Annotated in this window: 11 protein-coding genes and 1 riboswitch; of the genes, 5 read left to right on the plus strand and 6 right to left on the minus strand. The window is 42.7% G+C overall.

Going from position 1 to position 13,134, the window contains the following annotated elements:
• Window positions 1–168: 168 nt before the first annotated feature.
• The 4 genes from CLOL250_RS08535 to CLOL250_RS08550 form a co-directional block, all read right to left on the minus strand.
• Window positions 169–603 carry an Hsp20/alpha crystallin family protein gene (locus tag CLOL250_RS08535; RefSeq protein WP_008401939.1) on the minus strand — a complete coding sequence of 145 codons (435 nt, stop codon included), beginning with the start codon at window positions 601–603 and terminating at the stop codon, window positions 169–171.
• A 181-nt stretch (window positions 604–784) separates the two neighbouring features.
• Window positions 785–1,708 (minus strand): ketopantoate reductase family protein, encoded by a 924-nt coding sequence (locus tag CLOL250_RS08540; RefSeq protein ID WP_008401940.1) that lies wholly within the window; start codon window positions 1,706–1,708, stop codon window positions 785–787.
• Between the two features lie 89 nt (window positions 1,709–1,797).
• A complete protein-coding gene (locus tag CLOL250_RS08545; RefSeq protein WP_008401941.1) occupies window positions 1,798–2,130 on the minus strand; it encodes a hypothetical protein in 333 nt (110 codons plus the stop codon).
• Window positions 2,127–3,050: a LysR family transcriptional regulator gene (locus CLOL250_RS08550; protein WP_008401942.1), complete on the minus strand. Its 924-nt coding sequence runs from the start codon at window positions 3,048–3,050 to the stop codon at window positions 2,127–2,129. The genes CLOL250_RS08545 and CLOL250_RS08550 overlap by 4 nt, the downstream gene beginning before the upstream one ends.
• A 125-nt stretch (window positions 3,051–3,175) precedes the next feature.
• On the opposite strand from CLOL250_RS08550, the gene CLOL250_RS08555 reads away from it, so the two are divergent.
• The 3 genes from CLOL250_RS08555 to thiC all read left to right on the plus strand — a co-directional run bounded on the left by CLOL250_RS08555 (window position 3,176) and on the right by thiC (window position 6,872).
• On the plus strand, window positions 3,176–3,943 hold the full coding sequence (locus CLOL250_RS08555) for a DUF4866 domain-containing protein (RefSeq protein WP_008401943.1): 768 nt from the start codon (window positions 3,176–3,178) through the stop codon (window positions 3,941–3,943).
• The gene (locus CLOL250_RS08560) at window positions 3,927–5,270 is read left to right on the plus strand and encodes a threonine/serine ThrE exporter family protein (protein WP_008401944.1); all 1,344 of its coding nucleotides are present in this window, start codon (window positions 3,927–3,929) and stop codon (window positions 5,268–5,270) included. Before CLOL250_RS08555 ends, CLOL250_RS08560 begins: the two co-directional genes overlap by 17 nt.
• Before the next feature lie 91 nt (window positions 5,271–5,361).
• Window positions 5,362–5,471: riboswitch (TPP riboswitch) on the plus strand.
• Between the two features lie 90 nt (window positions 5,472–5,561).
• The gene (thiC, locus tag CLOL250_RS08565) at window positions 5,562–6,872 is read left to right on the plus strand and encodes a phosphomethylpyrimidine synthase ThiC (protein WP_008401945.1); all 1,311 of its coding nucleotides are present in this window, start codon (window positions 5,562–5,564) and stop codon (window positions 6,870–6,872) included.
• 483 nt (window positions 6,873–7,355) lie between these two features.
• On the opposite strand, the gene hydE is transcribed toward thiC, so the two are convergent.
• The gene (gene hydE / locus CLOL250_RS08570; protein ID WP_008401949.1) at window positions 7,356–8,408 is read right to left on the minus strand and encodes a [FeFe] hydrogenase H-cluster radical SAM maturase HydE; all 1,053 of its coding nucleotides are present in this window, start codon (window positions 8,406–8,408) and stop codon (window positions 7,356–7,358) included.
• Window positions 8,409–8,643: 235 nt separating this feature from the next.
• On the opposite strand from hydE, the gene alr reads away from it, so the two are divergent.
• On the plus strand, window positions 8,644–9,789 hold the full coding sequence (alr, locus tag CLOL250_RS08575) for an alanine racemase (protein ID WP_008401950.1): 1,146 nt from the start codon (window positions 8,644–8,646) through the stop codon (window positions 9,787–9,789).
• A 373-nt stretch (window positions 9,790–10,162) separates the two neighbouring features.
• Here alr and CLOL250_RS08580 read toward each other — a convergent pair whose 3' ends face one another.
• Window positions 10,163–12,013 carry a B12-binding domain-containing radical SAM protein gene (locus tag CLOL250_RS08580; RefSeq protein ID WP_008401952.1) on the minus strand — a complete coding sequence of 617 codons (1,851 nt, stop codon included), beginning with the start codon at window positions 12,011–12,013 and terminating at the stop codon, window positions 10,163–10,165.
• Between the two features lie 213 nt (window positions 12,014–12,226).
• On the opposite strand from CLOL250_RS08580, the gene CLOL250_RS08585 reads away from it, so the two are divergent.
• Window positions 12,227–13,060: a hypothetical protein gene (locus tag CLOL250_RS08585; RefSeq protein ID WP_008401953.1), complete on the plus strand. Its 834-nt coding sequence runs from the start codon at window positions 12,227–12,229 to the stop codon at window positions 13,058–13,060.
• The last annotated feature ends 74 nt before the right edge of the window (window positions 13,061–13,134 follow it).

A 13,134-nucleotide genomic window follows, 5' to 3' on the forward strand; every position in this document is an offset into this window, starting at 1 on the left:
ACTTTCGTTCTATCCTACTCTGTATAACTTCGAACTAACCTCGACAATACCTCGCTAAGTTCTCAGTTATCAACGCAACGGTACATAAGGTTGCAAAATACGCAACCTAAGTACCGGCGCTCGGACAGGCTTGCTACATAATAATAAACAGCCCCTGAAGTTTGTCCGTTATCCTTCTATCGAGATAATCTTCTTTTCTTCTACTTCCGGCTGGTCGTCGAATTTTGGTACATAGACATAAAGAACGCCATTTGCAAATCTTGCTTTAATATCCTGTTCACTGACTTTATTACCAACATAAAAGCTTCTCTTATAGTGACCGGAATATCGTTCCCTCTTGATATAACTTCCCTCTCTGCCTTCATGATCTGATCCGGCATAACTTGCAAGGATCGTCAGATATCCGCCTTTTAATTCCGCCTTGATGCTCTCCTTTGGAAATCCCGGCAGATCCATCTCTATCTCATATCCGTCCTTTGTTTCGAATATATCAGTTGCCATTGTAGTCATGGTACGAAGTCCGGAACGGCTGCCCCAGAAGGAATCATCAAAAAAGCCATTCATCATCTCAAAATTATCTGAAAAAATACTTGGTCTATCCATCCTAATTACCCCATTTCTATTAATATTTCTGGTTTTATATCTGTTTTACATTACCAACGTTTTCTGTATTTTATTTAGAGACACATATTATAAAATATCTTTTCGTTATTTTTACGCTTGCTTTATATTATTTATAGCACCTTTTGTTAGCACTGTAAACAATTGAGTGCTAATTTAAATATTATCTTTTTGTAAACTTCTCCTCCATTACGCGGATACCATGATAGAACATCTCATTAATCGGAGTTGGCACGCCAAGCTCTTTTCCCATCTTTATGACATTGCCGGCAAACATCTCTACCTCAGTCAGCTTCTCTGCTTCCAGATCCTGCAGGGTTGATGGTTTGTTCTCGGGTGGAATCGTCTTTACTGTAACATCCTGCTCCGCTATTTCTTTTTCACCTATATCGATTCCCTTCTTCTGCGCGATCGCAGCCACTTCCCGCATGGCATTGTCACGGATCCAATTCGCACTGTCGCTGATACGGAAAAATCCAAATGGGATACCGAGCAACGCACAGGTCATATTTTCTCCAATATTGCACATGTATTTAAACCAGAGTCCCTTTAACATATCCGGATCGATCTCATATGGAATATCGGCATGATCAAATACTTCTTTTACAGCAAGTACACGATCTGACAGAACATCATTTTTCTTCTCTCCGAAGTGAATCTTGCCCCAGTACGGATCAAAGTCTGCTTTTCCATCTTTCATAACAATGGACATTCTCATATATGCATATAATACATGTTCTTCGCCAAATGCCTGAATCAACTGTTCCTCACTGTCTACACCATTTAGCAAAGACAGGATCAATGTATGTTCACCTACCTGATGGCGGATATCTTCTATTGCCTGCACAAATCCATAGCCCTTTACACCGATCAGGATCAGGTCCGCCGGCTCTCCCTGTTCTTCGGGTGTCACGATCGGAAATCTGTAGTTGACGCCATTGATCGTAACTCCTTTACTTTCCAGGCGTTTTTTACGTTCACCACCTGCAATAATATAAAAATCATCTCCAAATGCTTCATATAATCTTGGTGCAAAAAATACACCCATGGCTCCAAGTCCGATCAATGCAATTCTTTTGATCTTCATATTTCTTATTCCTCTTTTCCACTATATTGATTCTTTGTTTAACATTCTATCCTGTTTTGGTGTGATTCCACGCCATCTTTTATATGTCCTTATAAAATGACTACAATCAAAAAATCCTGTTTCCCCCGTTTCTGAACATTGATTTTTTCTGATTTTCTGGCTATGGCAACTAGCAATGATTGTATGCGTGACTGCACGGCAAACATATACATTGCTGCTTTTGTCTCATACTCTGATACAATATCGCATGCAAGTGAATTAATCTCACCCAGAGTATCCTTTTCGTGCAAAACAATACAACAGTCTTCCTCCGCTGTCCTCCTCACAAAACAGTCATACATCTTCTGCAAATATGCCTGTGGGATATTTAATGTATGAATGTTGAACTTGATAACTGCATACCAGACGTTTTCTGTTCTCAATCGATGCCCCGATTGAGGGTGTTTACCTTTTCGCAGTCTGCTTCCAATAATCTGCGAAATGATCTTGCGGCTGTATTCAGTGGATGCTGGCTGTCATATATCATGCAGATATGCCGGTCAGGAATTTTCTCCTTTAGGACTGCCTGTATTACTTCTCCGCGTTCGAGCGCCTCACCTGCCATGGATTCCGGTATAAATGCCAGTCCCAGCTCACAACAGACAAGCGGCAGGATCTGATCTGTTGTCGCAGCCTCCGTATCCGGTGCAAATTCTATCCCGTGCGATAAAAACAGCCGCTCATAAAATCGAAATGTCATCGTTTCTCTTCCAAGACTGATCAACGGATAATTCTTTAATTCTTTTAAAGACAACGTCTTTCCCTGCAGCTCTTTAAAGGATTGTCCACCGATCAGAATCTCCCGAAACGATCTCAACATTCTGGTTTCAAGAGGCGAGTCTGCTTCCACCGGTGTCGACACAACAGCAAAATCAATCTTACCGCTCTTTACTGCATCTACTGCCTCCGGCGTGGAATGATTATAGATTCTCAGTCGAATTCCCGGATATGCAGTATGAAACGACCTTAATTTATCAAACAAATATATATTTAACGCTGTCTCGCTGGCTCCGATCGATATACTTCCATGTACCATGCCCGAATAGTCCGCCAGTTCATCCTCTGCCGTTAATAACTGATGCATAGCTGCCGACACATACATATATAGTTTTTCTCCCTCCGGTGTAAGCTGAACGCCCCGGTTGGTTCTTACAAATAAGGTACTGTGCATCTGCTGTTCCAGACAGTTCATCGCTCTTGTAACATTTGGCTGGCTACTTTCCAGAACCTTCGCAGCCTTTGTAAAATTATGATATTTTGCCACATAATAGAAAATTTTATAATATTCAAAGTTAATATTCATCTGTCTTCTCCGTTTCTTTTATCATATCAAATGATTATGTCTGTCATATCAATTATATCTTTTACTTATCTTTTTGCCAATAGTATAATTGTGCAGAACAGAAAAAGAAAGGAAGTCGGTTAAGCATGAACGAAACTACAATTTTTCCACGAGAAAAAAGAGCAGATTTCTTATTTGAAAAAATCCTGAATGATCCATGGGCATGTGAGAAATTACAGGAAACATTTGCAAATTACCTGTGCTATAACGATGATGCTTACGACGCACCACTTCCGGCAGAAGAATTTGCACAGGCACTATTCAATTCCTATCATAACCGGGATCTGTCTGCATTTCTTATGGCGATCTGCAACAATACCCTGTTTGATCTTCTGCGCAATTCCTTTCTGATCCCATATCGATTCAACGCAGATGGCAAAACAAATCCTGTTATTATGACAGATGACAATGGTCAGTTGCTTCCTGAATACAAAACTTCGATCCGGGAAAAAGAATATCGTCATTTTCATAAGATCTATCAGGCACTTAGAAACAATAAAAATATCTATCTAGCCCGCGCATACAGATACAGTCACGATTATGCCGCAAATGACATGAAACCGGAACAGAAGATTCTGGAAAAAAGTGACGGTGTACTGTTGATCCGCGAGCTTCCCGATACTGTAAAGCAAAAGGAGACAGAGGCAGAAGCATATTCTGCTGTATGGGATCTTATGATCGCACTGGAAAAGGAGCTTCCTATGTCCTACATTTTCTACGGGCAGGATTCTCTGGTGAAAAATAATTCCCGATATGATGAAATCGGCATATTCCTTCCAAATTCATTATTCCTGACGAATCTGGAACATCATATTGAAAAAGCGGAGGAGATCATCTATGCCAAAGAACAGTAATTATACAGATATCATGGAAAAAAACCATATGGAAATTCCATGGCATGATTATGTAAAAAACGATAGCAATGTCCTGATCGCCAAGGCGGGGCTGATAGAAAAAGCCTCTGTTATTGGAAGGGTCGGGTTAATTATGCTCTCCTGTGGAACAGGTGCCTGGCGTGTTCGTACTTCCATGAACCGCCTGTCCAAAGAACTGGGCGTAACCTGCACCGTTGATGTCGGATTGATGTCCATTGAATTCAACTGTTTTGATGGAACCGACTGCGTTTCACAGTCTCTGAGCATTGCAAATACCGGTGTAAACACCTCGAAGCTCTATCGGATGGAACAATTCGTTGATAATTTTCCAAAAGAAGAAGCCCATCTGACGGGTGAGGAAATCCACCGGCGTCTTGATCAGATTGAGAAGATTCATACACTTTATTCACCTGCAAAACTGGGTCTGGCTTCAGCCCTCGCCTGCTGTGCATTTACCTTCCTATTAGGCGGCGGTCCTGTTGAAATGATCCTGGCTTTTATTGCAGCCGGTGTTGGAAATGTCATCCGTACCAAAATGATCAAGCACCATTTTACCCTTTTCTTTAACATAGCAGTATCCATATCAGCCGCATGCCTGACATATGCCATCTGCTTTCACCTTGCAGAAATCTTCTTCCACGTATCTGCACTCCATGAAGCTGGCTATATCTGCTCAATGCTGTTTATCATTCCCGGATTTCCATTCATAACAAGCGGCATTGACCTGGCTAAACTGGATCTTCGGTCCGGGCTTGAACGTCTGAGCTACTCTGTCATCATAGTTTTAGTAGCCACTATGTTCGCCTGGATCATGGCATTGCTGTTACATTTTCATCCTCAGGATTTCTCCTCTTTGAATCTGGCTGTAGGTACAAAGCTTATCCTGCGGATCATTACAAGCTTCTGCGGAGTCTTCGGTTTCTCCATTATGTTTAACAGCTCGATTCCGATGGCTGTCACCGCTGCCTGTATCGGAGCAGTTGCAAATACTCTCCGGCTGGAGCTTGTCGATTATACAAGCACTCCTCCGGCTGTTGCCGCATTTGCAGGCGCATTAACCGCAGGTCTTCTTGCCTCCGTTATAAAAAGGAATAACGGATATCCAAGAATCTCTCTGACCGTTCCGTCCATCGTTATCATGGTTCCGGGACTTTACCTTTATCGTGCTTTCTATAATCTTGGTATCATGTCTTTAACAGAGGCTGTTTCATGGCTTTCATCTGCGATCATGATCATTATTACTCTGCCTCTCGGTCTGATATTTGCAAGGATCCTGACAGATCGTACTTTCCGGTACTGCACCTGATTCATGTATCGGACGCAAGCCCTTATTTATCTTTTATGTTGAAAAATTATCATTGAATTATGTCGTATTCTGGCATATAATATTTCCAATATTTATATATTCAGGGAGCTGACAAATTAGCCGGCTGAGAGGAGAATGAAGTTCTCGACCTGTGAACCTGATTTAGGTAATGCTAACGTAGGGATGTGTATTAGAGGTGCCCTGCGGCATCTTTTTTTATTGCTCTGTGGCAGATCGGGAGCACCACTTTCTGCCACGTAAAATAACATTGGTTGTGATAAGGAGGATAATATGGAAAATTACACAACACAAATGGACGCAGCCAGAAAAGGGATCATCACTCCGGAGATGAAGATCGTAGCGAAAAAGGAACATATGGCTGTCGAGGCGCTCAGGGATTTAGTTGCAAAGGGACAGGTTGCCATCTGTGCTAATAAGAAACACACCTGTCTGAATCCTGAAGGTGTCGGCAGTATGCTGCGTACCAAAATCAACGTAAACCTTGGAGTATCCAGAGACTGCAAGGACTATAACATTGAGATGGAAAAAGTAATGAGCGCAGTTAATATGGGCGCAGAGGCGATCATGGATCTGTCCAGTCATGGAAATACACAGCCATTCCGTCAGAAGCTGACAAGCGAATGTCCTGCCATGATCGGTACAGTTCCGATCTATGACAGTGTCATCCACTATCAACGTGATCTTGCAGAGCTGACAGCAAAGGATTTCATCGATGTTGTCCGTCTTCATGCAGAAGATGGTGTTGACTTTGTAACCTTACACTGTGGAATCACAAGAAAAACGATCGATCAGATTAAGAAACATAAACGTAAAATGAACATCGTAAGCCGGGGCGGAAGTCTTGTATTTGCATGGATGAGTATGACCGGTCAGGAAAACCCGTTCTATGAATATTTCGATGAGATTTTAGATATCTGTGAGGAATATGATGTTACGATTTCCCTCGGAGATGCATGTCGTCCGGGCTGTCTGGCAGATGCGACTGACGTATGCCAGATTGAAGAACTGGTACGTCTGGGCGAGCTGACAAAGCGTGCCTGGGCACACAATGTACAGGTTATGGTGGAAGGTCCCGGTCATGTACCACTTAACCAGATCGCTGCAAATATGGAAGTTCAGAAGACCTTATGCATGGGTGCCCCATTCTATGTTCTCGGGCCTCTGGTTACAGATATCGCTCCCGGTTACGATCATATCACCAGCGCGATCGGTGGTGCTGTTGCTGCCATGAACGGAGCTGCTTTCTTATGCTACGTTACCCCAGCCGAGCATCTTGCACTTCCAAATGTAGATGATGTAAAACAGGGTATCATCGCATCGAAGATCGCTGCTCATGCAGCCGACATTGCAAAGGGTATTCCGGGCGCCAGAGATATCGATGATAAGATGGCGGATGCCAGACGTGTCCTGGACTGGGATGCACAGTATGCCTGCGCACTTGATCCTGCTACAGCCAAAGCGATCCGCGACAGTCGTATGCCGGAGGATGATCACTCCGATACCTGTAGTATGTGCGGCAAGTTCTGTGCTGTCCGCAGTATGAACAAGGCTCTCGCCGATGAGTACATCGACATTCTGTAGTACGAACGCAAATAAAATGGGCGCTATGTATTATCGCAACTAAATTTTCTACCAGAATACACATGTCTGATTCACTCATGCTTCTGTGCCAACTCGTCCTTCGGACTCAAACAGGCACCCGCATTCGTTGACAATGTGTATTCTGCTGACGAAAATTTAGCAACCGACAATAACATAGCGCCCATTTTATTTGCTGTCGTATTGCAGAATGTACTCCAACTCGCCTTCGGCTCAGACAGGCACCCGTATTTACTGGCAATGTGCATCGCATGACGAAATCTTCGCTAATGTCAATATATAGTTAGTCAATGACAGAGAACCGCCCATTTTATTTGCTGTCTTATTGCAGAATGTAAAACATGCAGTTCTTAATAATCAGAATGTGTTCCAACATCTTTCTTTCATAAAATCTGCAATAACAGAGATATTTTCACCTTCAGCTAAAAAGCCTCTCCCGTGTTTGCATTCCTCCAATATATGCATTCATCTTTTCTTGTCATACGATGGATGGTCGCCGCGGTCAACCACAACCTCGTATCCGATTCCCTGCATTCTCCGCATCATACAGCCACAGCACTCCGAGGCTTCTTCCCCGGTGCAGATCTTATTGTCATATAACAGATATTTTTTCCTGACACCGACCGGTGACAGATTCGGCATCACAACATTTGCCCCGGCAAGAATCCCCTTCTCCCTGCCAAGCGGATGGATCGTGCCAAGTGCTGTTGTCGCAGGAAGCAGCACAGTAGGATGGATCAGACGGATAATTGACAGCAGCCGTAAGGTCATCTCAAGTGTTCCGGCAGCCTCTTTTCCAAATGGTGTGTCTGCCTGCGGAATAAAAGGTCCGATTCCGCACATTTCCGGTTCCAGTTCTTTGATCAGACAGAGATCCTCATATAGCGTATCGACCGTCTGATATGGTGAACCGACCATAAAGCCACACCCGGTCTGATAACCGATCTCTTTCAGGTCATGCAGGCACCGGATCCGGTTGTCAAATGACATTTCTCTCGGATGAAGCTTCTCATAATGTGCCTTATCCGCAGTCTCGTGACGAAGCAGATAACGTTCCGCCCCGGCAGCAAAATACCGCTCATAGGCTTCCCTGCTTTTCTCTCCGATTGACAATGTGATCGCACAGTCCGGATGCTGGTGTTTGATCTCTGATACGATCTCACAGATCTGGTCATCTGTATAAAACGGATCTTCGCCTCCTTGTAACACAAATGTCCGAAAACCGAGCCGATATCCACTCTGACAACAGTCAAGAATCTGATCTTTGGTCAGCCGGTACCGATCAACATGGCAGTTATCTCTTCTTATTCCACAATAAATGCAGTTATTTTTACAATAATTTGTGAACTCGATCAGTCCACGCATATAGACTTTATTTCCATATACCTTCTGCGCTTCCGTTCTGGCACATACCATCAATTCTTCGATCATTTCCTGATCGTCTGTTCCCAGCAGAAGCTGAAGCTGTTCTTTTGTAATATTCTGTTTATCGCGAATCTCTGTTATCAGTGTATGCATAAACGGTTTCCATCCTGTTTTTACTTATAAATAGTTTATCACATTTTTCTCTTATACAACATCCACTTTTCCGGATTGCATACAAACGATGCAAAAAAAGTTCAAAGATATTGCATTTCTGTGTCGGTTTATATACAAAAATGATGCATTTCAAATATATGCTAGATACATCAAATAAATGAACAACCGCTCATGCCCGGGCAGCGAGTTTCGACAACAGACCATATGTCTGTAGATGACCAATAATATAAATACTTACATGAAACCGGAGGAACTTGAGGACATGACAACTCTTACAATCAAAACAAATGCACTGGATAACAATATACGGATCATCAAACGTCTGGCAAACGGCGCAAAGGTCATAGCAGTATTAAAGGGGAACGCTTATGGGCTTGGACTTACAAAATTTGCATCGTTCTTACAATCAAAGGGTATTGATAACTATGGTGTAACCGAACTGTCAGATGCTGTCACCTTACGCAGAAACGGAATCACGGGAAATATCCTGCTGATGACTCCATTATATAACTCAGAAGATATCACGACTGCGATTGATCACGATATCACGCTCAGCATCACCAGTACCGACTGTGCGCATGTGATCGATGAAACGGCCGCCTACATGAACCATCCGACAGTCCATGCACATCTCTGCATTGACACCGGATTTGGCAGATACGGCTTCTTATGTTCAGATGAAAAACAGATTGCCAATACAATTCAATCACTGAGGCATATAAAAATCACCGGCATCTTCTCTCATTTTCATGCGGCAGCCTGCAGAAATGAATACTATGTGAAGAAACAGTTTCAGGATTTTACCCATCTCTGTGATGCTCTCCGGAAAGATGGCGTCCCGGTAGGCATCCGTCATATCTCATCTTCAACTTCGATGATAAAATATCCTTCCATGAACTTAGATGCCATCCGCATCGGTTCTGCTTTTCTTGGCAGACTTGCGGTTCCAAATGATTATGGTTTTCGTGAGGTCTGTAATCTGTCCGCCTATGTGGACGATATCTATGAACTGCCGGCCGGTCACAACATTGGCTATGGTCACAGCTTTAAACTGTCACACAATGCAAAGACAGCCGTTATCTCCGCCGGATATTATCATGGGCTTGGAATGGAACGCCACACCGATTCCCGAACAAATTTCTTCTCTCCGATCCGTATTTATTATAAATTAAAAGGCACTTTCCATAAAAAGACACCGGCTGCCAGCTTTAAAGACTACCGGCTTCCGGTGTTAGGTCAGATCAGTATGAACTCCGTTATCGTGGATACAACCGGATGTAATATCTCGGTAGGTGATACGGTTACATTTCCGATCAATCCAATCTTCGTCAACAGCGCTGTTCCGCGGGTGTATATGTAACCTGTCTCATGTTGTCCGGGCGACTGCCGGTACGCGGGTGTATATGTATCCTGTCTCATGTTGTTTGAGCTACTGCCGGTACGCGGGTGTATATGTATCCTGTCTCATGTTGTCCGGGCGACTGCCGGTACACTTTGTACTGTCGTTTGCTTTTTTTCGTTATGAGATGCAAATTGTCAGCGAATGCGGGTGCCTGTTTGAGCCTGAAAGGCGAGTTGGCACAGGAGCATGAGCGAATCAGACATTTGCAACGAATAGAAAAAAACAAGACATACAAAGTATACCGGCAGTATCCCGGACAACATGAGACAGGATACATATACACCCGCAGAATAACAGTAGCCCGGACAACATAAGGCAGCCAAACTTTATATCACATGGATGCGACAGGTGTTACTATCATATACTTTGCATCCCCGGTCAGCGGATCACGGCGTTTGTAATCGAATAATATATAGCATACTTCAGACAGACGATTTCCCGTCTCTCTGTTGTAATAAATCTTTTCTATGTGTGTCATTCTGGACATAGATTTCCAGTCACAGCCATGATAGTCTTCTTCCCGAAGGTATCTGTGGTCGTTGGCCTCACGGATGTAGAAGTCCCGGAACAAATCTCTCACACCCTCCTGTTCCGGGGCGAAATCCGGCCGGGTCTTCATATTCTCACGAAGATATAAGTCAAATACCAGCATTTCCCGAATCAGTTCTGTCTTCTCAGGGAAGTGTTCTTCTGCAAAATGAAGCAGTACATGATACCGATAGATTCTCGCCGGTGTCTGGATAAAATATCCCTTTTCATCATAATAAGAAGCAAGGCTCGCATAAAAATCAAACGGCGAATCAAATTCTTCCACCAGGAATGGCAGCGTGCTCTCAAACTGACAGCTGTTATAATAAATCTCTACCATTTCTTCGATCTGCTTTAATCGCAGGATCTCATCATAAGATATCCACTTTGTAAATAAGACTTCATACGGCGGACAGCTCGTATACTGTAAGCCATACCGTTCTGCATTGTCATGCATCTTCGAACCCTTTAGTACCTTTAAAAAACCTAACTGAAGCTGCTCCGGCTTCATCGCATATACATCATTAAAGGAATGTGCAAATGATTCATAATCCTCATACGGAAGCCCCGCGATCAGATCCAGATGCACATGCACATTATGTCCCTGATGGATCCGGGCAACGATCTTTGCCAGCTTATCAACATCCATTACACGATCGATCTCCCGTATCGTCTGCAGATTTGTCGACTGTACTCCGATCTCCATCTGTATTGCCCCCGGCCGCAGACTGTTGACCAGCTCCAATTCTTCCTCATTTAAAATGTCTGCTGCGATCTCAAAATGAAAATTTGTGATCCCATTGTCATGTTCATTGATATACCTCCAGATCTCCATTGCATGTTCATGGGAACAGTTAAATGTCCGGTCTATAAACTTTACCTGTTTTACCTGATGATCCAGGAAAAACTGCAGTTCCTTCTTCACCAGATCAAAACTGCGGAAACGAACCCGTTTGTCAATCGACGACAGACAATAACTGCACCGGAACGGACAGCCTCTGCTGCTCTCATAATAAATGATCTTATTTTTAAAAGTGTCCAAGTCATAATACAGAAACGGAAGCTCCGACAGATCGGTAAGTCCTCTTGGCTTCGTACAAATAATATCTTCTCCTTCCCGAAGCACCAGTCCGTCAATATCTCGAAAATTTCCGGTATCACGGAAATTTTCAATACCACAGGAATTCCCAGTATTACAGGCATTCCCAATATCATAAGACTTCCCAGTATTATGAATATTTCCAATATCAAGATATCTTCTCAACACATCATAAAAGGTTGCCTCTCCTTCTCCAACCATAACTCCTGTAAGCTCCGGCATCTCCGCAAGAAGCTTATCAGCATCATAGGTTACTTCCGGACCACCGACCCAGATATCTGTATCCGGAAGGAGCTTCTTCAATTCTTTTATGATCTCACGGATCATCTCGATATTCCATATATAACAGGAAAATCCAACTGCATCCGGTCTTCTCTTATAGATATCTGCAAGAATCTCTCCCTTTTGATTGTTGATCGTATATTCTGCGATCCCGATATATTCTGCAAGAGACGGCTGTCTCTTTACCGAATAAGAATACAGGGAATAAATACCCGGATTTGAATGAATATATTTTGTGTTTAATGCTGCCAGTAAGAACTTCAAGGAATTCACGACCTCCTACTATATGATTTTCTGTATCTTTGCAGGCTCATTCATAATAATCTCTTTTTTCATATTTCCGATATATGAAATTATTTATCTATTTCAAGGATTATACCACAGATAAGATTTATTAAGCTACAAAATCCGGAATTTGCCTTTACTTTAGAAATCGCGGATGATAGACTAAGGCTGTAGACAAAATTATATTATAGGAGGGTATCTATGAACAAAAAAATGAAACACTTATTACTGGCTTTATGTGTCTGTATCTTTGGTCTTATGATGACAGGTTGTGCATCAGAAACTACAACTACCATAAAAGTCAAATCGGCAACTAAGGCTGACTTCTCTATTCAGGTTGGCTATGACGATGAACTGTTATCCGCTATTGCAACCATGTGTGAAACCACAACAGAAGATCTCATCAAAGAACTGAAAGGATCAGGAGCTGTATATGCCAAAAAGACAATCAACGGCATCACCTACCACACCTTTACAGCATCTGCAAAAAATGCAAAAATGACAGATATTGAAAAGCTGTTAGAAGAAGCCGGATATACAAATGTATGTCTTACCAAGGATTTCTTCTATGCAACCTTTGATCCTGATAATGCCGCAAAGAACATGTCTTGTATCGCAGGGCTTACCAGCAAAGCAGCAGAGCTTCAGGCTAACGACAATTATGATCTGTCAAACATCCAGTTCTTTATGAAGACCAGTGTTACCATGAAGTCCAAGATCAAGACAACAAACGGTAAACTGTCCAACAAGTCAAAGGCAGTAAAATGGACGATCAAGGATGCTTCAAAGAAAAAGAATCTTTACGCTTCTACAGCTAAGACAACCAAGACAGCAAAGACAACAGCCGTTAAGAACAACAAGTCATACAAAGCCGGCAAGAAGATCACAGTATCAAACAGCAAGAGCCTTGTAAAGATGAAACTGGACGGCAAAGCAGTTAAGAAGAACACAGTCGTTAAGAAAAAGGGTACACATACCCTGACCATCTGGTCAAAGAACGGCAAGGTTCAGAACGTAATCTTTACAATTAAATAAGACGATTTATCACATAAAAAAACATCCATATCTTTATATACAGCATTTATCTGTATTATAAAATATGGATGTTT

It is taken from the genome of Clostridium sp. L2-50 (assembly GCF_000154245.1).
Classification (GTDB): domain Bacteria; phylum Bacillota; class Clostridia; order Lachnospirales; family Lachnospiraceae; genus Coprococcus.